Source organism: Parafrankia sp. EUN1f (assembly GCF_000177675.1).
Lineage (GTDB): Bacteria > Actinomycetota > Actinomycetes > Frankiales > Frankiaceae > Parafrankia.
Genome location: NZ_ADGX01000070.1, coordinates 1 through 22805, shown reverse-complemented (window position 1 = coordinate 22805; position 22805 = coordinate 1). Strand labels below are relative to the sequence as shown.

Annotated in this window: 21 protein-coding genes and 1 pseudogene; 13 read left to right on the top strand and 9 right to left on the bottom strand. The window is 67.5% G+C overall.

Annotated elements, in window-relative coordinates; genetic code table 11:
- Positions 1–216 precede the first annotated feature (216 nt).
- Complete coding sequence (locus tag FREUN1FDRAFT_RS20895; protein ID WP_006542160.1) at positions 217–1305, top strand: beta family protein; 1089 nt, start codon at positions 217–219, stop codon at positions 1303–1305.
- Here FREUN1FDRAFT_RS20895 and FREUN1FDRAFT_RS41710 read toward each other — a convergent pair.
- Complete coding sequence (locus tag FREUN1FDRAFT_RS41710; protein WP_157475094.1) at positions 1271–1831, bottom strand: sce7726 family protein; 561 nt, start codon at positions 1829–1831, stop codon at positions 1271–1273. The genes FREUN1FDRAFT_RS20895 and FREUN1FDRAFT_RS41710 overlap by 35 nt on opposite strands.
- Before the next feature lie 751 nt (positions 1832–2582).
- Here FREUN1FDRAFT_RS41710 and FREUN1FDRAFT_RS20885 point away from each other — a divergent pair.
- Entirely contained in the window at positions 2583–4508 is a 1926-nt protein-coding gene (locus FREUN1FDRAFT_RS20885) for an ATP-dependent endonuclease (RefSeq protein ID WP_006542157.1), read from the top strand.
- On the top strand, positions 4508–6253 hold the full coding sequence (locus FREUN1FDRAFT_RS20880; protein ID WP_006542156.1) for an ATP-dependent helicase: 1746 nt from the start codon (positions 4508–4510) through the stop codon (positions 6251–6253). Before FREUN1FDRAFT_RS20885 ends, FREUN1FDRAFT_RS20880 begins: the two co-directional genes overlap by 1 nt.
- Positions 6254–6551: 298 nt before the next feature.
- Here FREUN1FDRAFT_RS20880 and FREUN1FDRAFT_RS20875 read toward each other — a convergent pair whose 3' ends face one another.
- The gene (locus tag FREUN1FDRAFT_RS20875) at positions 6552–7505 is read right to left on the bottom strand and encodes a hypothetical protein (protein WP_006542155.1); all 954 of its coding nucleotides are present in this window, start codon (positions 7503–7505) and stop codon (positions 6552–6554) included.
- A gap of 914 nt (positions 7506–8419) precedes the next feature.
- Between FREUN1FDRAFT_RS20875 and FREUN1FDRAFT_RS20870 the strand changes: the two genes are divergently transcribed.
- A complete protein-coding gene (locus tag FREUN1FDRAFT_RS20870; RefSeq protein WP_035952725.1) occupies positions 8420–9694 on the top strand; it encodes a hypothetical protein in 1275 nt (424 codons plus the stop codon).
- 63 nt (positions 9695–9757) lie between these two features.
- Here FREUN1FDRAFT_RS20870 and FREUN1FDRAFT_RS20865 read toward each other — a convergent pair whose 3' ends face one another.
- The 4 genes and pseudogenes from FREUN1FDRAFT_RS20865 to FREUN1FDRAFT_RS46585 all read right to left on the bottom strand — a co-directional run bounded on the left by FREUN1FDRAFT_RS20865 (position 9758) and on the right by FREUN1FDRAFT_RS46585 (position 12531).
- Positions 9758–10327 (bottom strand): hypothetical protein, encoded by a 570-nt coding sequence (locus tag FREUN1FDRAFT_RS20865; RefSeq protein WP_006542152.1) that lies wholly within the window; start codon positions 10325–10327, stop codon positions 9758–9760.
- Between the two features lie 187 nt (positions 10328–10514).
- A complete protein-coding gene (locus tag FREUN1FDRAFT_RS20860) occupies positions 10515–11459 on the bottom strand; it encodes a P-loop ATPase, Sll1717 family (protein WP_050795957.1) in 945 nt (314 codons plus the stop codon).
- Between the two features lie 115 nt (positions 11460–11574).
- Positions 11575–11956: pseudogene (locus FREUN1FDRAFT_RS20855) on the bottom strand (integrase core domain-containing protein); the annotation flags it as partial.
- A 221-nt stretch (positions 11957–12177) separates the two neighbouring features.
- Positions 12178–12531 (bottom strand): hypothetical protein, encoded by a 354-nt coding sequence (locus tag FREUN1FDRAFT_RS46585; protein WP_232295315.1) that lies wholly within the window; start codon positions 12529–12531, stop codon positions 12178–12180.
- A gap of 73 nt (positions 12532–12604) precedes the next feature.
- On the opposite strand from FREUN1FDRAFT_RS46585, the gene FREUN1FDRAFT_RS20845 reads away from it, so the two are divergent.
- The gene (locus FREUN1FDRAFT_RS20845) at positions 12605–12970 is read left to right on the top strand and encodes an SRPBCC family protein (RefSeq protein ID WP_232295313.1); all 366 of its coding nucleotides are present in this window, start codon (positions 12605–12607) and stop codon (positions 12968–12970) included.
- A 156-nt stretch (positions 12971–13126) separates the two neighbouring features.
- On the opposite strand, the gene FREUN1FDRAFT_RS20840 is transcribed toward FREUN1FDRAFT_RS20845, so the two are convergent.
- Positions 13127–13384 carry a GlsB/YeaQ/YmgE family stress response membrane protein gene (locus FREUN1FDRAFT_RS20840; RefSeq protein ID WP_035952734.1) on the bottom strand — a complete coding sequence of 86 codons (258 nt, stop codon included), beginning with the start codon at positions 13382–13384 and terminating at the stop codon, positions 13127–13129.
- Positions 13385–14194: 810 nt separating this feature from the next.
- Here FREUN1FDRAFT_RS20840 and FREUN1FDRAFT_RS20830 point away from each other — a divergent pair.
- Both FREUN1FDRAFT_RS20830 and FREUN1FDRAFT_RS20825 read left to right on the top strand, forming a co-directional pair.
- Positions 14195–14482 (top strand): hypothetical protein, encoded by a 288-nt coding sequence (locus FREUN1FDRAFT_RS20830; RefSeq protein ID WP_006542147.1) that lies wholly within the window; start codon positions 14195–14197, stop codon positions 14480–14482.
- Positions 14479–14751: a DUF4235 domain-containing protein gene (locus FREUN1FDRAFT_RS20825; RefSeq protein WP_006542146.1), complete on the top strand. Its 273-nt coding sequence runs from the start codon at positions 14479–14481 to the stop codon at positions 14749–14751. Before FREUN1FDRAFT_RS20830 ends, FREUN1FDRAFT_RS20825 begins: the two co-directional genes overlap by 4 nt.
- A gap of 849 nt (positions 14752–15600) precedes the next feature.
- Here FREUN1FDRAFT_RS20825 and FREUN1FDRAFT_RS20815 read toward each other — a convergent pair.
- The gene (locus tag FREUN1FDRAFT_RS20815; protein ID WP_006542144.1) at positions 15601–16020 is read right to left on the bottom strand and encodes a CBS domain-containing protein; all 420 of its coding nucleotides are present in this window, start codon (positions 16018–16020) and stop codon (positions 15601–15603) included.
- Positions 16021–16063: 43 nt separating this feature from the next.
- Here FREUN1FDRAFT_RS20815 and FREUN1FDRAFT_RS47440 point away from each other — a divergent pair, with 43 nt between their 5' ends.
- From FREUN1FDRAFT_RS47440 to FREUN1FDRAFT_RS20805, 3 genes are all read left to right on the top strand, one after another.
- Entirely contained in the window at positions 16064–16189 is a 126-nt protein-coding gene (locus FREUN1FDRAFT_RS47440; protein ID WP_255348222.1) for a hypothetical protein, read from the top strand.
- A gap of 1340 nt (positions 16190–17529) precedes the next feature.
- The gene (locus FREUN1FDRAFT_RS20810) at positions 17530–18120 is read left to right on the top strand and encodes a TetR/AcrR family transcriptional regulator (protein WP_006542142.1); all 591 of its coding nucleotides are present in this window, start codon (positions 17530–17532) and stop codon (positions 18118–18120) included.
- A 129-nt stretch (positions 18121–18249) separates the two neighbouring features.
- Positions 18250–18909, top strand: coding sequence for a maleylpyruvate isomerase family mycothiol-dependent enzyme (locus FREUN1FDRAFT_RS20805; protein WP_006542141.1), 660 nt, complete (start codon positions 18250–18252; stop codon positions 18907–18909).
- 87 nt (positions 18910–18996) lie between these two features.
- On the opposite strand, the gene fabG is transcribed toward FREUN1FDRAFT_RS20805, so the two are convergent.
- Positions 18997–19782 carry a 3-oxoacyl-ACP reductase FabG gene (gene fabG, locus FREUN1FDRAFT_RS20800; protein WP_006542140.1) on the bottom strand — a complete coding sequence of 262 codons (786 nt, stop codon included), beginning with the start codon at positions 19780–19782 and terminating at the stop codon, positions 18997–18999.
- Between the two features lie 719 nt (positions 19783–20501).
- Here fabG and FREUN1FDRAFT_RS20790 point away from each other — a divergent pair.
- The 3 genes from FREUN1FDRAFT_RS20790 to FREUN1FDRAFT_RS20780 are packed head-to-tail and all read left to right on the top strand — an operon-like array spanning position 20502 to position 22763.
- On the top strand, positions 20502–21575 hold the full coding sequence (locus FREUN1FDRAFT_RS20790; protein ID WP_006542139.1) for a coproporphyrinogen-III oxidase family protein: 1074 nt from the start codon (positions 20502–20504) through the stop codon (positions 21573–21575).
- Between the two features lie 10 nt (positions 21576–21585).
- On the top strand, positions 21586–22065 hold the full coding sequence (locus FREUN1FDRAFT_RS39975) for an SRPBCC family protein (RefSeq protein ID WP_006542138.1): 480 nt from the start codon (positions 21586–21588) through the stop codon (positions 22063–22065).
- An 11-nt stretch (positions 22066–22076) separates the two neighbouring features.
- On the top strand, positions 22077–22763 hold the full coding sequence (locus FREUN1FDRAFT_RS20780) for an AMP-binding protein (RefSeq protein WP_006542137.1): 687 nt from the start codon (positions 22077–22079) through the stop codon (positions 22761–22763).
- Positions 22764–22805 lie beyond the last annotated feature (42 nt).

Sequence of the window (22805 nt, the reverse complement as noted above, 5' to 3'; positions counted from 1 at the left end):
GGCCGGGTGCGTTCCTGCCGGAGCGGCGGTGCTCGAGCGGGGCCCGGAGGCTGAGATGGCGGCCCATGTCGGCTACGAACGGGGCGATCCCGCCGGCTGGGCGAGGCTCTGCCCGCGGGGCTTGTAGCGCAAAGTGGTAGATCAGGTATTATGGGTATGGGAAGGTGTCACTGGTTGGCCGGCTCTCACGCCTGGCTGTGACAGGAGGCTTTCCCTGTGACCAGTAGCTTGCGGTATGTCCCGATCCTCCTGGCACGGCGAGGTGAGCTGGACGCGCTCAGAAATCTGTCCACCTCGGCGCGACCTGGCATGCTTCCCCTACTTGTGGCACCGCCGGCATCGCAGGACACGGCCCAAAAGCAGACGGAGAAGACTCTCGGTACACGTCTGGAGGACCTTGCCGAGGCCATCAGCAGTCGCTGGACCGGTCCCGCGTTCATCGACCTGCGGTATCTCCAGGACGAACAGGGGCCCGACGGTGCCCACCCCCTTAAGGTCTTCGTGGATGGCCTAGTCCGATCTGGAGTCAGCCCGGTTCCCGTGACCTCACCGGGTCGGCCAGGGCTGTACGACTCCGCGGTGACAGTGCTGCACCGACGACACGAGCTCGGCGTCTGTCTCCGGCTTCCGCCAGAGCAGTGGCCCTCGGACGATAAAGGCGCCGGGCTCAAGGAGTTTCTGGGGGTGTTGAAGGTCCCGGTTAGCGAAACCGACCTGATCCTGGACCTGGGCACTCGGATCCAAGGGCATCCCACGGATACAGCGGAGATCCTCGAAGCCGAGCTGTTCAATCTTCCGTTTGCGCGGAGCTGGCGGAGCGTCACCGTAGCGGGTACTGCCTTCCCCGCGACCATGGGGGGAAGGGCGGAGGGTCTCTCCTCGATCGAACGAACGGAGTGGGTCGCCTACCGCCAGCTCCTGGCGCGACTGCCGCCCGACCTGAAGCCGTCCTTCGGGGACTACGCCATCGCCAACCCGGCTGCGGACATGGGGGCCTTTCCTCCTGGGGGAAGGATCAGCGCAACGTTGCGCTACACGAATGGCGACCAGTGGATCATTGCCAAAGGCGGCCTCTATGCGGGGAAGCCGCGAGGAATGGGCGCGGCGGCCATGAATCCTGTCGCCGCACAGCTAAGTGCCTCCACCTACTTCGCTGGCCGACAGCACTGCCGAGCCGACGCATGGATCGCTGCGGTCGCAGACGACGACGCGACAGGTGGGTCTCCGACGACGTGGCGCCAGCACGGGACGCTGCACCACCTAACGTTGGTCAGCGAGCAGATCGCCACCCTGTTCGCGTCTTGAGTCGTGCGCGCACTGCGGCCCTCAGCTCGTCGAGGGGGACCTCGGCAGCCAGACGCTCCCAGATGATCCATCGCGGCTTGGACCGGACTCCATGGTCCAAGCCGCGTGTGACGAGCTCGGCGAGAGCCTCATCTCGCCAGAGCAACTGCACGAGGGCGCCTGGATCAACGGAATCGTTCATCTGAGGTGGCCGCAAGCCGTCAAGATGGACCCGCCCGGTTTCCGAAGCGACCCGAACTCCCCACCAGGCGGGGAGGATGTCCAGGGCACGTCGGCAGTGGTTCTCGGTGACGACCACCTCGGCGAAGTCGAGTACCTGTGAGTAGACAGTCACTTGGCTGGGCAAGCGGCGCAGCGAGTCAGTCGAGCCCTTGATCTCGAAGCCGGACAGGTGACCGTTGACGACCGCGACATCCACCCGGGTAAGGCCACATAGGTCAAGCTCGTCCAGCACGAGGGTGTCGGCGTCGAGGCCTATGGCGAGCTCGTCGACGAGAGCACGTCGAACCTCGGCATCTCGGAGCACGTCCCCCGCTTTCGCTTGCGTGTGGTCACCTGCGGCGGCCCACTCTGGCACTGATCATCAGGTCTATCCAGCAACGGTCCCTCACAGGACTGAGAGTCCAGTCAGTACGGCCTCGGCCGGCGGTGACTGCATTCGCCCCGACAGACTCCCCGTGCCTGCTCGGCGTACAAACGGGAGACCTCCAGATCGCTGGCGGCAGCATGGACCTCGGCGAGGTAGGCCTGCGTCAGCACCATGTCCCGGCCGGCCCACCCGGTCCCTCCGTGTCCGCTACATCGTCTGTGAGCATGGCCCCGGCTCCGGCGGTGTCGCGATGGTGGTGGGCGTGATGGCTTCGGCGCTGAAGGAACTCCAGAAGGAAGTCCAGAAGGTCAAGCACGGTGGCGGCCCCACCAAGACGGTCCACGTGGTGCGCTGCGGCCTGCTCGCCTGAGGGAACGCACCTCTCGCGCTCACACCGGTGTAGACAACGGGCCTTGAGCGGCCTTGAACCGCGCGTCGTGATGCTGACATGGCCGTTCGGGTAGATCGCCGAGTACGCCCGGCGGCAGTCGACCTGGTATGGCTCCGCTACAGTAAGTCCCCGTTGTCGCTCGCCCGTATCCGCCGTGGAGCGACAAATTTCGATCTTGACTGTCGGGTGGTTCAAGATCAATACGGGGCAAGTAAACGGGGACATCTGGTGGCTGTATCTACTCCTGGGCTTGCGCTGCCCCACGATGGCGGGGCGCGGCCGTCGGTCCGGCAGTCGATGTACCTGGCCGAGTTCACGCTGAAGAACTTCCGCTCGTGTCGGGACACGACGGTCACGTTCCAGCGAGGGCTGACGCTCATCGTCGGTGAGAACAACTCCGGCAAGTCCAACATCATCGATGCCTTGCGTCTCTCCACTCCGCCCTTGAGTGGCCGCCCGACGCGCTACTTTGAGGCCGACGATGACCCGTCCTTCGGTAGTCGCGACGACGTCGAGCTGACCGCGCGGTTCGCGGGGCTTAGCCACTACCAAGAGGGTCAGTACATGGCGCTCGTTGACGCGGAGGATGGCTGCCTCTACTACACCAGCCGTTACCGGGTAGAAGCGGACCTTTCGCAGCGCGAACGGCGGGTGCCGCTGGTTGGCCGGGCGAAGGCAGTCGATTCGGAGCCGGAGCTACGGGCTCGCGTCAATCATGTCTACCTGGCGCCGCTGCGCGACGCCCAGCGGGAGCTGGACTCCGCCCGGGGCAGCCGCCTATCTCACATCATCAAGTACCTCATCAGTGATGATGATCGTGACGACTTCCTCGCCAAGGCGAAGGACGGCTTCGAGAAGCTCGCCGACCACCCGGTCGTCACGAACACCCGGAACGACATCCACCGGCACGTTGACAACCTCACGACGCCCGTCCGCCCGCAACGGGTGGGCCTTGGCTTCGAGCTCGTGCGGCTGGAGCGGCTTACCCGCGGCCTGCGGCTGAAGATGGCGGAGCACGGGCTGGAACCGGCCGACATTGCCGACTCCGGGCTGGGCTATGCCAACTTGGTCTTCATGGCCTCGGTGATCCTGGAGCTGGAGCACGCTCCTGACTCGGAGCTGACGCTGTTCCTTGTCGAGGAGCCAGAGGCGCATCTGCACCCCCAGCTTCAGGCGGTGCTGCTCGACTACCTCCGGGAGAAGGCGGAGCAGTCGACCCGCCCAGACGACGCCGAACCGGCCCGTCGTATCCAGGTCATCGCCACTACCCACTCGCCAAATCTCGCGAGCGCCGTGGGCACGACCAACATCGTCGCCCTGCGGACCAAACGCGAGCTGGCGCCGGTGCCGGCCCCGGTGAACGGTGCCAAGGTGGCCTCGGTCAAGGCGAACGAGCCGGCCATGCGTGCTACGACGGTGGCCTTGGCCTTGGCCGACGTAGGCCTAAAGCCTGACGAGCGCCGTAAGATCGACCAGTACCTCGACGTCACGCGGTCGGAGCTTTTGTTCACCTCCCGCGTGACCTTGGTGGAAGGCATCGCCGAGGCGGTGTTGCTGCCGGCCCTTGCCAAGCACTGCGTCCTCGTCCCAAAGCTCCGTGGTGACGAGACAGAGGAGCAGAGGGAGAAGGAGAAGCAAGCAGCTAAGGCGGCCTGGGGTCGGTACCGGGCGTCATCGATCATCAACGTCGGCAGCGTGGACTTCGCGCCCTACGTCAAGCTGCTGCTGTGGTCCGCCGGCGACGGCATTCGCCTCGTGGACCGGCTCGCCGCGATCACCGACCGTGATCCGGTGCTTCCAGAGATCATCGAGGAGCGGGAAGCCAAAAGGACGAAGGCGGGCAAGGACGGCGCGGAGCGAGCCAAGGAACCGAAGCCGGCCGACCGCAAGGCGGACCTCGAGGCCATCGCGGCGTCGCTTGACGCGAGCGGCATCCTGCGAGTCGCCGAGGCGCCCCACACCTTGGAGGCGGACCTCCTGACGCCTGCGGGGAACGAGCCGGTGCTGCGCAAGGCCTACCTGAAGCAGCATCCTCTCTCCGAGGCGAAGTGGGAAGAAAAGATCGAAGGCGACGACCCGGCCCGGGCGCTCTACCTCGCGCTGTACCGTGACGAGAAGCTGATTAGCAAGGGCGAGTTCGCCCACGATTTGGCCGGCCTCATCAAGGACGGTTACCCGTTCATCTGCCCGGAGTACCTGGCTGACGCGATCAGGTTCGTCTGATGGCGCCGCCTCCGAACGGGCTGATCTATAGCCCGGACCAGCTGGCACTGATCGAGAAGCCCGGAAGCCGGATGGTGAGGGCCTGCCCGGGGGCCGGCAAGACCCAGAGCATCGTGGAGCGGTTCATCCGGCGTCCCGGCCTCGAGGGCGACCGGCTCGGCGTAGCGCTCATCTCGTTCACCAATGCGGCGATCACGGCCGTCCACGAGCGCTGTCAGGACTACCCCCAGCTACTCAGGGCCCCGAACTTCGTCGGCACGATCGACGGATTCATCAACCGCTACATCGTCGGACCCATCTACACGGCCAGACGCGGTCACCCGCCCAGCTTTCGTGACACATGGGAGACGACGCCGGGGCGGGTGTACACCTCCACGGTGAAGGCTGGCCTGCGTCTGCGCCTCGCCTGGTTCTCGTTCGCCGCAGACGGTGAGGCAACGCTGGTACGGCGACGGATACCCGGTGAACTACGCCCGCAGACCATGTCCGCCGTCAAGGACGTCATGGACGGCATCACCGCCGAGGCACGTTATAAGTGGCGGTCCTTGACCCGTGCAGGCTTCGTGGACTGCGAGTACGCCCGCCACCTCATGACCGGGTACCTCGTCGACCCGGTGCTGGCGGGGCGCCTTCAGCGGCGGTTCGCCCACCGCTTCGGCGAGGTAATTATCGACGAGTTCCAGGACTCCAACGACGGCGACGTGGCGCTGATCCGTTTCCTGGAAGCGTCGGGCATCAGCGTGGTGATGGTCGGTGACGTGGACCAGGAGATCTACGGCTTCCGGCAGACTGCGCCCGGCGAGACCGGCGCCTTGGCCGGACTGGTCGAGGCCGGCGAGCCCCTGGACGGCAACTATCGCAGCACGCCCGCCATCTGCAAGGTGGTGGACAGCCTGCGCTACGGGGACAGCGCCGATACGCCCTGCGGGCCATACAAGGACGAGCCCCGGCCCGTCTACGTCCTGAAGATCACGGGTCCGGCCGGTGCGGCGAAAAAGATCACAGCGCTCGCGGCGCGCGAGGGCTTTGCAGCAGAGCAGATCGTGGTGCTGTCCCACGGCGGCAGCGACGCGCGCCGATACGCCGGCGCGGGCAAGCCCCTCGGGTCAGCCACCACCACGATCGAGCGTTTGGCCCAGGCGACAGCCATCATCCGGGACGGCAACGGGAAGCCGCAGGATCGCGCCCGCGCGATGGCCCTGTTCGAGAGCATCCTGCGGGAGTCGGCAGGTGGCTTTGCAGATCTCCACGACAACGACTTCTTCGAGGCGTGCCGCATCACCCAGCGGCAGTTCCGCGCTGGGGCCTTGCGCCTCGCCTGGCGGGTCTCGCCTTACGAGGCGACGCCGCAGGAGTTCCGCGACGCGATCAAGAGCGGTATCGCGGAGCTCGGGTGGGACAAGCGGTTCCCGGACATCGCGAAGAAGCTGCGCGTGACGAAGGACCAGAAGTGGAAGCACATCCCGGCAGCAGGTAACCCAGATGCCCTGGCCTACTCCACGGTCCACGGCTACAAGGGCTTGCAATCACCCGCCGTCGCCCTCGTGATCCCCAAGGCGCGGGACGGCGGGATCCAAGAGGGCGTGTCGAACTGGGACTGCGGCGCACGCCACGAAACCCGCCGGGTGCTCTACGTCGGTGCCTCCAGAGCAGAGCAGCTGCTGGTGCTCGTGGTCCACGACAGCCAGCATGCGGCCGTGACCACGATCCTCACGCGCGACGGCGTGCTGTACGAGGAAGCGTAGTACCAGAGCGTGATCTCAACCTGACAGCTCCAGCGGGGATGCCGGAGCGCTCGGGTTGAGTTCCAAGGCCCAGCCGCCTCGCTGGGCCTTGGAAACTGGTACGGGTGAGGCAGGCCGGTCGAGGAGGCTTCGACCTCCGGGTTCACGACGGCCTGGTGATGAGCTCTCTCGTTTGGTCAGGGAAATCTTCCGTCCGGCGTCGGCTATGAAGAGTCAGGACTGCCGCGAAAGAGAATCTGTTTAGGGCAGGAAGATGGGTATTCCGTCACCCCGGTTGACTGTCGTTGCATCGGGAAACTCAGCCAACACCGGGTGGCTGATCTACGATGCCTTCGATCTGGGTGTGGGTGTCGCTGCGTAGCTGCGCGACGAGCCTGCGTGCGGTGGGAGCACCCACATGGAGCCGCTTTCGCAAGGTATCCGCTGAGATCGGACGCTGGTTATGCTGCCAGTGCAACACGTCCTCGGCACGCGCCCGGTGAAGCAGGTCTTGCTCACGCGCCTTCTTGTCAATCCGGCAACGGTCCAACTTCCCTTCTCCGGCCCTGGCTGTAGGGACTGAATCCTCCGGTGTTCCTGGTTCCGGACCGGTGGTGACGACGGACGTCGTCGATACTGACGACGACGGAGCGCTGGGCGCGACTGCCTGACTGTGCTGAACGGGGGTGGTGTCGGCTTCTGGCTGCCTTTCCTGAGGCAACGCCCGTACAGGTGACGTAGCCCTGAGAGAATCTGATTGCATGAATACCTTGTCCATTGCGGGCGGGTCATCAACGGACGAAGGCTGGACCGTCTTGGTCTCGATGGCCTTCATTGCCTGGAGCAGGCCTGGCCCCACCTCGGCCCAGCCGATCAGGAGCAGTGGGCCAACGGCGTCGAAGGCTGCCCGGCCGTAGTTCTGTTCGATGAGTGGTTCGGAGACGTTCAGTGCCAGGGTGACGAAGCCGGCGAAGATGAGTAGTCGCCAGGCGGGCCGCATCTGCTGGGTGGTCGCGCCGCCGAGTGCGAGGTGGCGGATTCCGAGCAGGAGGCCGACGACGGACAGGTCCACCGCGGGTGCGACCAGCGGCGCGACGTATGGCGGGACCCCGAGGTGGAGGCCCAGCGTCCAGGAGTTGCCGAAGCCGAACAGGAAACTGAGGCCCATCACCAACACCATGATCACGGTGACGCCGCGGACGGCGGAGCTCCCTGTCCCGTCGCCGCCGCGACCGCCGGGCGAGGCAGCGGCTGTTGCCGTTTCGGCGTTCATCGAAGACCCCGAATGGCTGCGGTCGGCTGCCTGGCTCCGGCTGACCTCTCAGCCAGGGCTGTCCGCCTCGCTCTGCCTGCTGCCGTACCGGTTGCCACACGGGGATTTGGCGAAGGCGCGGCGGGGGTGTCGCTGGCCCTCTGGGAAGCGGTGGATGTGTGGCAGTGCGTGTGGCAACGCGGGCCGCCAGCGGGGGACTCCAGCAGCCAGAAGGGGACGTCAGGGCACGTGTATGGACGTTCCTGGACGGTATGGACCGGCCTGAAAAGCGGAAGGTCGGCGGTTCGACCCCGCCCCTGCCCACCGTTTTGACCTGCGGAAATAGCCGGATTTTTCGATCACGTCTCGGCGCCGCCGGAACCGGACCCGAGCAGCCGGCAGACAGCTGGTTGCTGACAACGGCGTTGGCGGCCGCCCCGTCGACGTGCCGCGCACCCGGCGAAACGCCGGAGACCCGTGCCGGCTCACGCTCGTTCACGGACACCGGCGGTGCCACGCGCTGCGTCATCGTCCCCCGTACCAGACTGTCCGACAAAGCACGAGGAGTTCTCGACGATCACCTAGCCGGTCGTAAAGGTAGTCGAAAAGCCGCGCGGCGTCACCGGCCTCGCCTCGGACGGATCCGCTCGAAGCCAGCCCGCGCGACCGCTCCGCCGGCTCTTGGTGTCGAGGGCACCGACGGCGGCGACCGGCAGGCCGTCCACTGGCGAGTTCACGAAGGTGCAGATGCAGCGGTGGAAGGGGCCACAACCGGCTGGGCGGCGGCGCCCTGGCGGCGGATGACGACGGCCGCCAAGTCCTGCGGCTGCGGCGGATGCGACCGCCCAGCCATAACGTCGCGCCCCGCAGGCGAGCAGCGCGACCGGTAGGCCTGAATAGTGTCTGATGTCGTGGTCGGACTGGATGGTGGGGCCGTGCTGCTTATCGTGCGCTGTGAGCAACTGGCGCTTGTCGATGCGCTGGGACGAGACGCGGGTCGGGGAGCGGTCGGCCCGACGTCCGCCGAGGGGTGGACGGCGGCGTGGCTGGAGACGGAACCGGCGGCCCTGCTGGCGGCGACCCGGCCGTACCTCGCCGTGACCAGACGTCCTGGCGGCGTTCTGGTACGGGTGGCCACGGACGAAGGCACGTCGCAGTGCGTGATCGGAGACGGGCTCCCGGTCGCCCGAGACCTTGACGACGTGGCCGGAGCGGTGGGCCGACTGTTCGACGCCCCGCACCGGACCGGTGATGTGCGCAAGGTCCTGGAGACCTCGGCGCGCATCGAGGACCTCGCTGACGGCCTCGCCGGAACGATCGCCGGTTGTCCCGAGATCCGCCCGGCCGTGCCGCGGCGATCTGTCGTCGCGCATCGAGGTGATCCGCTCGCGGCCCGGATGGCGGCCGCGCTGGAAGGTCCGTCGTTCCTGACGGCGATCGATGCGACGTGGTCGGTGCTGTCGGACGCGACCGACCCTTCCCACTACGTCGGCCTGGGGGCCAGGGCCGGCGCCGCGAGCTCCGGATCTCGCGGTGTCGTTTTGGCGTTGTGGCGTGGCACCACCCGCGCGTCCGGGAGCACATCCTCTGGCGTCACCCTGTTTCGTGGCGACCAGCCGGTCGGTGCGACCAGCTGGAACAGCGGGTGGCGCTACCTGCGCCCGCCCGACCCGGCCCCGGCGGACGACCTCGCCGGCCTCCTGTCGGAGCAGGTCACGCGCGGACGGGCCGACATGGTCGCGCTCCGCACGATCATGCGCGCGTCGGAGTGGGCGTCCGACCCGCTGGCCGAGCTCGTGACGCTGCTCGACCTGCCGAACCGGATACTGACCGTGCTGGACGCCGGCGGCCGTGACGCCGGTGGTGCGGCAGGCGCCGGTGCGACAGATGGCGCCGCGGTCCTGTCGGCAGAACTGGTGCCCCGTCTCTCGTCGGTCCGGGCGACAATGGCGGCGGTTCGGGACGGACAGCGGGTCCCGCCCAGGTCGCCCCGGTGGCTGCGTGCGGTGTGGGCGGCGGGAACGGTCGCCGCGGCCATGGTGTGCCTGCTCATGACCGTGACCGGGATCGCCGTGATCTGGACGGACGGCGCGGTCGCCGACACCGCTTCCACAACGGCGGGGGACTGGCTGTTCAGCGCTGTCTTCGCCGTCCTGACGGCGGTTCTCGTGCCTACCGCGGTCCGGCGGATCCGACGGGCACGGCGCTGAGGGGTGGCGCCCGACGAACCACGCATGCCGTGGCCTGGCCGTCGGCCGCGTCGGTCGGCCGCGCTAGGGCTGCACAGTCACGCGGTAGGTCACCGAGGTGCGGAAGTCGCCGCCATCGCCGCCGATGATGTCGATCACGTGCGGGCCGACCGAGAGTGGACCGAGAAGCCGCCACAGTCCCCACACGGCCACCTCGACCGGGCGTCGCCTCCTGGTGACCGGGTTGCCCCGGGCGCCGGCCACCTCGAAGGGCGGCGTCGCGATGACATCGAGCTCGCACTTGACTCCGTCCACCGCCACGGCGCCGAACGCGGTCGAGAGATCGACGACTACGCCGCGTGGCCTGGTCATCCAGACATTGAACGCGGGCATGAACACCGGACGGCCGGCCGGCACGGCGCACCGACGCTGCACCGGCTCGGTGTGACCGCCGAAGGTGCCGGCAAGGAACCAGACGTCGTCCGGCTGGCCGTTCCCGGCGAATTCCCCGGTGGTGTCGGCCACCGGATTCTGCCCCAGCCGCGTGCTGGCCGCCCAGCGCACCCAGCGGGCGGCGAGACCCTCGGGGGAGCCGGGAGGAAACGGCAGCGGCTGGTGCTGCGGCGGCGGGGCTCCGCGTCCGAACAGCGACATGGCGCGCAAGACTAGCAGAAAGCCATAACACGACACCGGAACCGTACGCCATCCGCCTGGCCACGGGCCTTTCGCCGCGCGCAGGTCGGACGGCTCGTCGAAAGCGGCTGACGGCGGTTCGCCTACGGGATGCCGAGGATGACCGCTCCGGTGGGGTCACCTCGGCTGTTGTCCGCTGATCGAAGTGTCAGCGTTGTCCCTTGCGTCCCATCTGGAGGTCGAGGCGGTAGAGCTCGGGCACCTTGAACCTCGTGGCCTGGCCGGACGTGTCGAGGATCGGCGTGATCAGGCCCACTTCCTGGGCGAGGGGAAGGAGCTTGGCCTTGGATCCCACCCTCAGTTTGCCGGCGTCGAAGGGGGTCTGCCCGATGTCGCGTAGCGCCTGGAACACCGGGTCCAGTTCGGCGTATTCCTCGCGCAGCGCTATCAGAGCCTCTCTGCTGACCTCGTCGAGCGAGTCCACGAGAGTACGCGGGCGGATGACGCTCCGGGCCGGCTCCGTGTGCTGGCGCAGGCCCTGCTCCCGAGCCTGAGCCGACACCAGCAGCTGGATCAGGGACCGCGGTGTGTGGTCGTCGTTGCCGTCCGCCAGGCGGCGCCACACCCAGTTGGCCGTGAAGGCGGTCTTGCTACCGGTAATGCGGTCGCCCACGAGGAGCCGCCAGGCACGTTGGCTCAGCTCAACCGGCCACCGGTCGACCGCGATGCGAAGCAGGTCGCGGGCGTCGTCGTCCACGGTGCTCGAGAGCAGGTCCCGGAACGCCCCCGAGCGCATCGCACGTTTCACCGCCACATTCAGGTACTCCTGGGAGTCACCCCAGGTGAGACGCACCTGCCGGCCAAAGAAATGACTCTGGTTCGGAATGTTGACAGCGCGGTAGATGTCCTCGCGAAGAAGGACCTTGAAGTTGATTCTGGTAAGTCTCTCTCCGATTTCTCCGGCGAGTTCCAGAAGGCCCGCGACTGCCGCTGTCCGTCTGGCGATCGCCTCGGTCGAGCTTCCGAAGCCGGTGTCCAGGCCGTCGAAGAGAAGGAGCCGACCGCTGGTTGCCGCAGTGTCGAGATCAAGGAGAAGACTGTGACTGAGCGGCCCGATGTCCGGCATCGCCAGAAGGCGGCGCAGATCACGCACCAGACTGGTTGGCGTGGTCGTGAGACTGGTTGGCGTGGTCGTGCCGCGGTCCTCAAGGAATGCCAGTGGACCGTGTGGGGTGCCAGAACTCGGACACCGGCCTTGACCTGGGCTTTTAGGTGGCTCGTTCGTATTCGTTGATCAAGCCGCCGAGGACGCGCTGGCGCTTGATCCGTTCCTGGCTCAGGTCTGCGACGGGGTGGTCGGGCCGTGGTGGTTGAAGGTCGCGGCCGCGGTGGGGTCGTCGTCCGTTGTAGTGGGCGGCGTACTCGGCCAGAACGGTGCGTAGGTGCCGTTCACCGAAGATCAGCATCCGGTCAGTGACCTCCGTCCGAACGGTCAGGACGAACCGTTCCGCGTAGGCGTTCGCCCGCGGAGCCCGGGGTGGGATCGTGACGGTGGTGATGCCGGCGTCGGCGAGGGACCGCGTCGAACGACGCGGTGAATTGTCCGGCGCGGTCACGGACCAGGAACCGGAAGTCGGCCGCCCGGGAACCAGCCAGCCACAGACCCGAACGAAGATCAGATAGAGCAGGCGTACGGACACAGTTGACCATCATGCGGCCGGCCCCGCGCCGGCGCATCGCCCCAGATCACAGGCTCAGGCCGACTTCTGACACCCCACACCATCAGACCATCGCCTCGCAGGAGCTGGCGGCGGGTCTGGTACGTGCTGAGCCGGCGCTCGGCGCCGACGTGCTGTTCGGCGCCCGCGCCATCATGGCGGTCGAGAGCCGGTGCGCCGCGGACATTTTCGCTGCGTGGCACCGCGGGAAATCCTCCCTCCGTCCGCCGGTCGACCCCGCACCGGGCGAGTAGTCGGTCGCCCTCCATCGAAGCGGACCTCATGGCGAGGGGCACTACGACCGACAATGCGCCGAACAGCACCAGCGTCACCACGCCGGCAGTGATACCAGCTGCAGGCCCCTTCGTCACGTCGGAGATAAGAACCGCCACTCCGGCCACGGCCACCGCGAACACCCCGCGGCCGACCTGCGCCAGCCGGTGCGATCACGACGAGTGTCTCCTTCTCCCGTTTGCGGAACATCGCCCGGTGCAGGCTGACCGGCATCACCAGCAGCCCGGTAGCCACGACGGATAGCGCCTACAAGAAGTGGACACAGTTCGAATCATTCCCGAACTTCATGAACGGTGTCGAGTCCATCGAGCAGATCGACAACACCCACACGTGCTGGCATGTCAAGGTCGGCGGCCAAGAGCGCGAGTTCGACGCGGCCATCACCGAGCGACTGCCCGACGAGCGGGTCGCCTGGGAAAGCACCAACGGTCCCACCCACGCCGGAGTCGTCGCCTTCCACCGCCTCAACTCCGACGAGACCCGGGTGACGGTTCAGCTCGACTGGCAGCCCGACGGTGTTGCCGAGACGATCGGCTCGGCCGTCGGTGCGGACGACCGACGCGTCAAGGCCGACCTGAAGCGCTGCAGGACGTTTATGGAGGGACGCGGAACCGAAACCGGCGCGTGGCGCGGCCACGTCGGCAGGCCCTGACCCAGAACGCCGGTCGAGGCACAATCGCGGTCCCACGGCTGTCGGACATGCGTCGTGCCGGCCCGCCGAAGCGGCGGGCCGGCACGACATCGAGCTAAACGCATGAGACGGTGGGGTGCGAAGGAAGCAGGTGAGCCCCACGAGAATTCCGCGAATTCAGTGCCGAACCGAGGTGCGGCCGTGCACCGCCCGCCAGACGAGAAGAGCGACGATTGCCCCGATAATCGACCCGATTATCCCGGACGGCTGCAGTGCGCCCTCGCTGAGATCATGCCCGAAGAGCACGTAGCCGAGCAGTCCACCGATGAAGGAGCCGACGACGCCGAGCAGTATTGTCCCCGGGATTCCCATGGGATCTTGGCCGGGGACGACCAGTCGAGCCACGGCACCCGCGATGAGACCGAGGATAATCATGCTGACAATGAACCAGAGCACCGAAGTCACCCCTCGCTGTGAATACGTTAGCCGGGTCCGAACACCACGGACCTCATAACGCCAGAACCGAAATATCGCCTTTTTCTGATCGTTCCGTTTCCCGGCGGCGCCGATCAGCGGAGTACCCGGTCCCACAGGGCCCAAACCCTGCCGTTGGCCGAGGTCCCTGCCTGACCGGGCGGACGACGAATCTGACGACGGCACAGTGGACCACGAGTATCGCTGCGCCGACGGTCACTGACATCCGTACGCGGTCGGGTCCACAGCATGGTCCTTGCGATACCGACAGCGGCCCGGCCGGGCCGCAGGTGACATCCGCGCCATCCGCATGCGCACCCGGAGCGAGTGACCCGCAGGGCCGCGCTGCGTCGAGGCCGGGCGCCTGCCCGGACGTGGTTGCCGGGCGGGCCGGTCTCGCCCGTGGAACGACCGCGCCGGACACGTCGAGGGCGAATCCTCGCCCGGCGCCGTCCCGTCCTGGGGCGACCGCAGGCGGACATCGAGGCGCCGCGGGAACCAGCCTCTCGTGAGGCGAGCGTTCACCTCCGGCCGGCGCCGAAGCGCTGGCGGCGGCTCGCTAATCGCCGTTCGACTCCACCTGGCACGGCTGCGGCGAGGGTCACACCTGTCGCGTCTGCGGACAGGTGTGTTCCCGCCGACCGAGGGAAGATCGGGTGGAGCACGCCGACGGCGGCGATCGGACTCAGGAAGGCGAAGAAGCCGGCCCTTCCGATCCGCTGACGATCGATCACAAGGTAGCGTCCGCAATGCTTGGGAGGCACGACACCGATGACGAAGTGGGCCGCGGCGGTCGCGGACAAGGTGACGACGGTGACCGTTCCAGTGATCCATGGTACCGAGCACGCCGCCGTGGCGGTACAGGAGAAGGCCGCCGAGGCCACAGCACCGGCGCGGCGGCACACCAGCAATCTCTTCAGCCGACTGGAGAAGGGCGCCAGCGGTGTGGTGAAGGGCAACGGCAGGGGACGATCGTCGGTAGGCCTCGTCGCGATCGTCAGCGTCCTCGCGACCGCCGGGGCGGTGCTCTTGGTCGTCGTAGGCAGGAGGCAAGGGTGAGCATAGCGAAGAAGATTGCTTACAAGCCGGTGGGAATGGCGGGCGGCCTGCTGGCCGGAACCACGTCGGGCTTCCTCGTGAGGAGGAGCTGGGCCGCCATCTCGGAGGAGAAGGAGACTCCTGACCCGCTGTGCCTCGACCGCGGCTTCGCTGAGGTCGTCCTGTTCGCCGCTTTGCAGGGGGCGGTATTCGCCGCCACCGGTGCGGCGATCAGCCGACTCGGTGCGCTCGGCTTTCAGCGTACGACGGGCGTGTGGCCTGGAGACTGACTCTCGAGGCCGAGGACCCGGTAGGTGCGTGTACGACGCGGGTTCGTGGGGAACTCGACCCCCGGCTCCGCTATCGTCGACTTCCGAGCCTCGCGCGTCGGGCCTTCGATACCGAATGTGGCTGGTCCCGTGCGCCACCGTCTGCGACGAGTGCCGCCTTCACCAGGTGTGTTCCGAGATCAGGAGTTGGGAAGGTGCTGAGCTCGCCGAGGGTCAAGCACCCAACCACCCTGGTGATGAACCAGAGGAAGGCGAACATGAACGCCGCCCGGTACACGATCTCCATCAGGGCACCAGCCAGGTGGTGAAGCGCACCGTCACGACGAGGCGGCCTTCGACGATGACCGCGACCTCTCCGCGGCGGCCGAGCTGGCCGGACGGTTGGACGTAGGCACCGCCGACGAGGGGTTACCGAGGTCGCGTGCCCGGTGTGTCCTCCTCCGGCAGATCCTGTCCTATTCCAAGCAGTAGCAACGTCTGTTCGACGGGATCCTCCTGGGAAGATCTTTGTTCGTGATCCGCCGGCCTGGAAGTCGACCAGAAGTCCTCCTTTTCCTGGCTGCCCTGTTGCATTTCCCTACAGCATTCTGCGCCGCGCTGACGGCCTTCATGATGTTGTCGGGAGTTTCGGAACTTGCGAGGCGCAGGCGGACCGCCCGCCGAGACGAATACCGCACAGATTCTTCTGCGGTGACGAAGGCCGCGCCTGTTCAACTTCCTGGCGGCGTTGACATCAAACCGGCCAGGATGGCCCGTGAAGGGGCCCGGCGGCGGGGATGGGTTGCCCCGCTCCCGCTGTAGGTAAACGCCGGGCGGGCGGGCGATCCGGTTCCCTCTGCCCGTCGGCGGTCAGCGGTTGCTGGGCATCGCGCTGACCTGGCCGAGCACGGACTCCTCGTCCCGGGCGATCGCGAGGTCCCCAAGGCTGACGATGCCGATGGGCTGCGTGCCCTCGACCACCGGCAGGCGGCGGACCGCGCGCAGCCGCATCAGCTCGGCGGCGTCGTCGATCAGGGTGTCCGGGGTGACGGTCTCCAGCTCCGTGCTGCAAGCCTCGGAAACCTTCGCGGCGGACGTGTCCCTGTCCTCGGCGACGATTCTGACCACGATGTCGCGATCGGTCAGTATGCCGACGAGCTCACCGTCGTCAACGACGAGGACGTCGCCGGCCTCGGTCTCGCGCATCGTCCGCGCGGCCTCGGCGAGGGTCTCGTCCGGCCGGACGGTGGCCGGCGCTCGGGTCATCACCTCTGCCACGGTGGTAGCCATTCCGATCTCCTCTCCTGCATGTGATTTATCCGGTCTGCCCGGCTTGACATTCCGGATCCTGCCCGGCCTGCTGGAGACGAACCGCGCCGGGATGCACACCGCGAGCCGCAGGGACGGGCGGCGCTGGCATCTGCCCGTGGACGTACCGATGACGGGGCCGACGATCTGAAGTGACTTCCGCCGTTGTATGACGGCTCCGTCGGTTCACGGCCAGCCGCGCAGCACCGTGACCGTGGTGCCGTCGGAGCCGTCCGGGTCTCGGACAGGGCGTCGGCCAGTTCGGTGGGGCATGCCCCGGAGGCGTCGCGGATGGCGAGGCGGCGCTGCTGGGCCAGTGTGGTGTCCGGGCCCTCGCCGCGCCGCTCGACGAGGCGTCGGAGCAGAGCCAGGATGTCGCCGGGGCCAGCGCGATGTTTGTCGTCGGCGCGTCCCGCTGGCCTTCTGACGACCGTGGTGGCCAGTGAACGCCCACATGCCCAGCGGGGGAGAGAGCACGATGTCGAGCAGGCCGGACTCTCCGCCGGTGGGCACGCGCAGCGGCAACGGGTGCCCGGCCGACGCCACCTGCGCGGAGGCGAACCGTTAGACCCTGCACGATGCGAGACTGTGCCTCGGCGTCGGGAGATCTAGCCGACACCGGGCGTCTGATCGCCGGCGCCTTCGATCTTGTGGGTTTCGCTACGTAGTTGTGCGACGAGCCTGCGGGCGGTGGGGGCACCCACATGGCAGCCGCTTTCGCAGCGTGTCCGCCGAGATGGGGCGCTGGTGATGCTGCCAGCGCAGCACATCCTCGGCGCGGGCCCGGTGGAGCAGGTCCTGCTCGCGCGCCTTCTTGTCTATCGGGCGTCGGTCCGATTCCCCTTCTTCGGCCCCGGCTGTCGGGGACGAGCGCCCCAGCGTTTGTGGTTCCGGCCCGGTGGCGGCGCCGTCCGTCTTCTGCCTGTGTCGGACGGGGGCGGTGCCGGCGTCCGGCGGCCTTGCCGGCTGCGGCGCCGGTACAGACGGCGTCGCCCCAGGAGGTTCCGGCTGCATCGCCTCCTCCATCACAGGCTGGCCGATTCCGGGCCCGGACTGGGCCGTCTCGGTCTCGATGGCTTTCATCGCCTGGAGCAGACCTGGGTGAGGTCGACCCGAGGCGCGGTGCTGGGCTCGCGCCCAGCCCGTCTCCTCGAGTCGCCTCCCGCACCGGACGTGCGCCTTTCAACGCGTCCGGCGCTCCACAAGCCGGCGGTTCGACCCCGCCCTTGTGCGCCGCCTCTGATCAGGCCTTTTCTCCTTCTGCTGGGATGAACTATCTGAAGATCGTTATCTGGTAACGGGTGCAGCGATACAAAGTGGTGCTTCTCGCCTACCTCAGGAGGCTGTCGCCGCTCGAGTGCTCGCCACGGATGCCAACTGGCGGGACGGTGCATTTTGGCAACGAGCCCCAGCGGACCCGACGCGCAGGCGCGACATCTCGCGCCGCTACTACACTTGCAGTGAGATCCACTATGGGTGTAGTGTTCCGTCGTGGCCAGTCGGCGGGATGACCTTCTTGACGCGGCGATCGACCTGCTCGGGGAGCAGGGCGTTCGGGCGTTGACGCATCGCGCGGTGGATGCCGCCGCGGGCCTGCCCGCGGGGTCGACGTCCAATTACTTCCGGACCAAGGAGGCACTGTTCGACGCGATCGTGGAGCGGGTTCCGACGCGGGAACGGGCGAACTTCGAGGAGCTGGCCGCGCACCTGGCGCCACGGACGACGACGGACCTGGCCAAGGCCCTGGCCGCCTTCGCCCGCGACAGCGCGGGTCGTGAGCGGGCGCTAACCTTGTCCCGGTACGCGATCCTCGTCGAGGCTTCCCGTCGGCCTGAGCTGCGGGCGCGGCTGGCAGATTCAGGCGCCCGGGTGAACGCCTGGTTCACCACCTGGCTGCGCCTGGTGGGGTCGACGGACCCCGACCATCACCTCCACATCGTCGGCAACTACCTGACCGGTCTCGTTCTCCACCAGTTGGCGATCCCCGACCCGGACTTCGACCCGACGGCACACCTCGACGCCCTGCTGAGATCGCTGATCCAGACCCAGCAGGAGCAGGGCTCACAGGCCAGCGGCTCCTGATGAGCTCGGGTGCCAGGCGCCCGACGCACCATGATCGATCTCGGTGGCGGGAATTTCCCGAACACCTCGTCTCGCCATGCCTCCGCGGAGTCGCGGCGCGGCGACTCCACCAAGCGTTTAGGAACAGACATGAACATCGACGACGTCTGGCAGGCCATCGACACCCAACGGCTACGGGTCACCGACCTCCTGGAGAAACTGACCGACGAAGAATGGCGCATGCCCTCGCTGTGTGGCGGCTGGACGGTGCGGGATGTCGCGGCCCATCTGACCCTGCAACAGACAGGGCCGGGCGCGGCCCTTCGCATGGCTGCCCGGTCACCGGGCGGGATGACGCGGATAATCCACCGCTCGGCGTGCCTGCGCGCGGAGATGCCGATCGAGCAGATGATCGCCGAGATTCGCGGAATGGTCGGTTCGCGAAAGCACAACGTGGGCGTCACCCACCGGGAAACCCTCATCGACATCCTCGTGCACGGCCTGGACATTGCCGTTCCCCTCGGCCGGGCCCTCGAGACACCCGCCGACGCCGCGGCCGTCGCCGCCGACCGGGTCTGGTCCGTTGCCTTCCCGTCCTTCGGCTACCCCTTCTTCCCCAGGAAACGACTCAGGGGACTGCGGCTCACCGCGTCCGACGCGGACTGGAGCGCCGGCGAGGGTGCGCCCGTCGACGGTCCTATGGACGCGATCCTGCTGCTGCTCACCGGCCGGACAGCCGCGGTGGAGCGGCTGTCCGGTGAAGGAACACGCCTCCTGCGGGACGGGTTCGTGCCCGCCGAGGAGCCCTGAAGTACTGAGCCAACCGCGCACTGAGCCGCTCGCGGTGCCGCGTCCGCATCTGTCACGGGGGGCCGATGCGGACGGTCGCCCGAGGGCTCAGTAGTTTCCGAGGCCGCCGCAGACGTTGAGGGCCTGCGCCGTGACCGCGCCGGCCGCGTCACTGACGAGATAGCGGACCATCGCGGCGACCTCGTCAGCGGCGACGTACCGCCCGAGCGGAACCCGGGCGGTTATCCGCTCGTGCACCTCCGTCGTCCCCACCCCCCAGATCCCGCTGTAGTGCTCCCGGACCTGTTCGGCCATCGGTGTCTCGACGAATCCCGGGCAGACCGCGTTGACGGTGATTCCGGTTCTGGCCAGTTCCAGGCCGAGCGCCTTGGAGAAACCGACCACGCCGTGCTTGGACGCCGAATAGGGCGCTGCGTGCACCACGCCCTGCTTCCCTCCGGTCGACGCGATGTTGATGATCCGGCCATAGGGCTGCCGGGTCATGCCGCCGATGGTCAGTACCCGCTTGGCCACGAGGAAGACGCTCGTGAGGTTCGTGTCGATGACGTCGCGCCAGACCTCGTCGTCGATCTCGGCGGTCGCACCGCCCCCGGGCCTGCCGGCGTTGTTCACCAGGATCTCGATCGGGCCGAAGTGCTCGACACAGGCGGAGACCAGGCGGTCGACAGCGGCGGGTGACGTCACGTCGCAGGCCCGTCCAGCGACCTCCCAGCCCTCCGCGGCGAGCTTCTCCACGGTGAGGGCGACGGCCTCGGCGCGGCGCGAGCAGATGTAGACGCGGTGACCGTCGGCGGCGAGAGCACGGGCCGTTTCCAGTCCAATTCCACTGGTGGCTCCGGTGACAAGAGCGACCCGCCGGGCACTGGCAACCATGTCTGCTCCATTCCTTCGGACCGGTGTGGTCCGGGTCTTCGCGACCGGTGTCGGTCGAGCCGTTTGTAGGCGCGCCCGCTCAAACCATGCTCAAGCCGCCTCAGTGATCGCCGGCCTGGCACTGGACGCAGCCATGGAGCGTGTTCCGACCGGCCTTCGAGAAACCAGAGCGATCGTGGCGTCGGCCGCGCTGGAGCGCGGCGGCACCACCGGAACGGCCCGAAAGTCCAACGCTGAGCCCCTTCCATCTCACGGTCGACGGTCAGGGACGCCGCGCGTCCGAGTCGACGATGGAAAGGCTCACTCTGCGCGAGGAGCCGGCAGATGACACTGACAGAGCACGAGGAACGTACTGATCCGTATCCCCGCAAGTGCTACCTGCCGTTCATCCTCTATCCGCCGGGAATGCATCGCACCACCGGTGGGAAGGAGTGGCTCGAAAGCCACATCGACATGCACCAGGACGGCGGCGACTTCGTCCTTTACATCGGCGTTCCGTTCTGCCGCACGCGCTGCAAGTCGTGTCCCTACTTCGCGAGCCTGCTGCCCGAGAACGACTCCCGTGGCCGTGAGCAGAGGTACGTGGACGCGCTGGTGCGGGATCTCCGCCACTGGGCGTCGTACCGGAAGTTCGGCACCGGTCGCATCCGCACCATCTTCATCGGCGGGGGACCGGAAGCATCCTGCGAACCAGCAGCCTGCGCCGCCTGGTCGACACCGTGCACGAGTTGTTCGAGGTCGCCGACGACGCCGAGTTCACGCTGGAGGGAAACGCGCGCGACTTCGACGACGAGAAGATCGAGTACGTCGCGCAGTCGAGGATCAACCGGTTGAGTCTCGGCGTCCAGTCGTTTCAGCCCGAGATTCTCGGGGTCATCGGTTCGCCGCACGCGGCCGAGGACAGCGCCCGGGTCATCCGGGAGTTCCAGGCCAGGGGCTTCCGCAACATCCAGCTCGACCTCATGTACAACATGCCGGGGCACACGCTCGACATCTGGAAGCGTGACCTGGAGACGCTGGCGACGCTCGACGTGCCACACTTCACGATCTACCTCTACCGCATTCACCGGGACACCATCCAGGACAAGCTCATCAGCCGGGGCCGGCTCAGCGCGCCGAAGGACCCGGAGGGTCCGATGGTGAAGGCGATGTATCGCGAGGCCGTCGAGATAGCCAAGCAGATGGGTTACACCATGTACATGGTGGACCATTTCTGCAAGCCCGGCTACGAGAACATGTACAACCACTGGAACTGGAAGGTGTACATCGACACCCTGGCTGTCGGCCCAGGGTCCTACAGCTACTTCGACGGCTACCGCCTGGGCACCGAGACCGATGTCGAGAAGTACATCGACGCCGTGGAAGGCGGTGACCTCCTGATCAGCACCATCACCGACAAGCTCTCGCCCCGGGTCGAGCGCGAGCGGTACGTCGTCTTTGCTCTGCTCTACTACGAGATCGAGTACTCGTTCTACCGGGACAAGTTCGGGACGTCGTTCCTGGAGGACTTCGCCGACGAACTGGCGCGCCTCGAACGCAAGGGACTCGTCGAGCTGACCGACGACCGGATGCGCCTGACCCAGCTCGGGCTGATCTGGCACACCAACGTCATTCTCGAGTTCTTCAACCCGTCGTTCTGGAACGACTCGGACTCCCTGAACGAGCCGAACTGGTCCCTGAACGGCGTCATGGTCGAGGTCGGCGCGCACAGCCGCGAGTACTGGCTGGGCGACCGGAGTGTGACCTTCTTCCCCGCCGCGCCCGACGCGGACCCGACCCTCGCGACGGCATAGGAGGCCGACGATGACCGACGTACGGGAACCCGACGCGCCGGCGTCCGGCGCAGCCAAGGCCGGAACCCAGGACTTCCTCGCGTCCGCGACGGTGACGGTCGGCGCGAACATGCATGACATCTGGGCGGTGTGGGTCGATGTCAACGCCTGGAAAAGCTGGGACACCGGCATCGAGAGCACGAAACTGCACGGCAACTTCAAGGCCGGCAACACCTTCACCCTCACCCCGGCCGGGGGCCAGCCGATGGAGGTCACCATCACCTCCGCGACCCAGGGGGAGGAGTTCTCCGACGAGACCGTCCTGCCGTTCGGCACGATCCGGACGAGTCATCGTATGGAGCCACTCGGCGCACTGGTACGCCTCACCCATGAGGTCCGTGCGGAGATCGCCGAGGACGCGGTGGAGATGTTCGGTGTGAAGATCTGGCCGCACCTGCAGAGCGGCCTGTCCACCGCACTCAACGAGCTCGCCGAGATCGTGGCGAACTGAGGCCGTCCGCGGTGTCTCCCGACAAGCTCGTGTCCCTGCTGGACCGGGGCAGCCGCCCCGGCGTGGTCGGCGCATGCGTCCAACACGCCGGGGCCATCCACACGGCAGGCCAGGTGCGCGCGGCGGTCGCCCGACGCGCGCGCCGGCTGCTGGACCACGGTGTCGCCGCCGGCGACCGGGTGCTGCTGGTCTGTGACCACGACCTGGATGCCGTGGTCACCCTGGCCGCGGCGAGCGCGCTGGGCCTGCGTGTGCTGATGCCCTACAACCTCGCGGCGGCCGCCGTGCCCGAGTGGCGGTCCATCGCGACCGCCGCCCGGCCGGACGCCGTCGTCCACCAGCGCTGTGACGGTGTCGGCCTCGCCGATCTGCGGGCGGTCTGTCCGCGCCTCGTCGGCCCGAGCGACCTGGGTGCCCCGAACGACCTGGGTGCCCCGGGCGGGCACAACGATGACGACGATGCGCTTCCCATCGTGTGTCCCGATCCCGTAGACGGATTCCTGGTCCTGTTCACCAGCGGCACCACCGGCGCTCCGAAGGCCATCAGCGTGAGTGAGGACGTCGTCGCCCGCCGGGTGATGGCCGTGACGGAGCGGCTCGCGTTCGGCTCCGACGCGCGGGTGTTCATGTCCGGTCTCCTCAACAACACGACCGGCGTCATTTTTCCTTCGGCGCGCTGGCGCATGGCGCGACGCTGATCGTCCCGGACAGCCGGGACGTCTCCACCTGGCCCGCGCAGG

Coding starts and splice junctions, on each gene's coding strand:
- FREUN1FDRAFT_RS20885 (WP_006542157.1), top strand. CDS start 2,583: ATGTACCTGGCCGAGTTCACGCTGAAGAACTTCCGCTCGTGTCGGGAC.
- FREUN1FDRAFT_RS20880 (WP_006542156.1), top strand. CDS start 4,508: ATGGCGCCGCCTCCGAACGGGCTGATCTATAGCCCGGACCAGCTGGCA.
- FREUN1FDRAFT_RS20875 (WP_006542155.1), bottom strand. CDS start 7,505: ATGAACGCCGAAACGGCAACAGCCGCTGCCTCGCCCGGCGGTCGCGGC.
- FREUN1FDRAFT_RS20865 (WP_006542152.1), bottom strand. CDS start 10,327: ATGTCGCTGTTCGGACGCGGAGCCCCGCCGCCGCAGCACCAGCCGCTG.
- FREUN1FDRAFT_RS46585 (WP_232295315.1), bottom strand. CDS start 12,531: ATGCCGGTCAGCCTGCACCGGGCGATGTTCCGCAAACGGGAGAAGGAG.
- FREUN1FDRAFT_RS20845 (WP_232295313.1), top strand. CDS start 12,605: ATGAACGGTGTCGAGTCCATCGAGCAGATCGACAACACCCACACGTGC.
- FREUN1FDRAFT_RS20840 (WP_035952734.1), bottom strand. CDS start 13,384: ATGATTATCCTCGGTCTCATCGCGGGTGCCGTGGCTCGACTGGTCGTC.
- FREUN1FDRAFT_RS20830 (WP_006542147.1), top strand. CDS start 14,195: ATGACGAAGTGGGCCGCGGCGGTCGCGGACAAGGTGACGACGGTGACC.
- FREUN1FDRAFT_RS20815 (WP_006542144.1), bottom strand. CDS start 16,020: ATGGCTACCACCGTGGCAGAGGTGATGACCCGAGCGCCGGCCACCGTC.
- FREUN1FDRAFT_RS20805 (WP_006542141.1), top strand. CDS start 18,250: ATGAACATCGACGACGTCTGGCAGGCCATCGACACCCAACGGCTACGG.
- fabG (WP_006542140.1), bottom strand. CDS start 19,782: ATGGTTGCCAGTGCCCGGCGGGTCGCTCTTGTCACCGGAGCCACCAGT.
- FREUN1FDRAFT_RS39975 (WP_006542138.1), top strand. CDS start 21,586: ATGACCGACGTACGGGAACCCGACGCGCCGGCGTCCGGCGCAGCCAAG.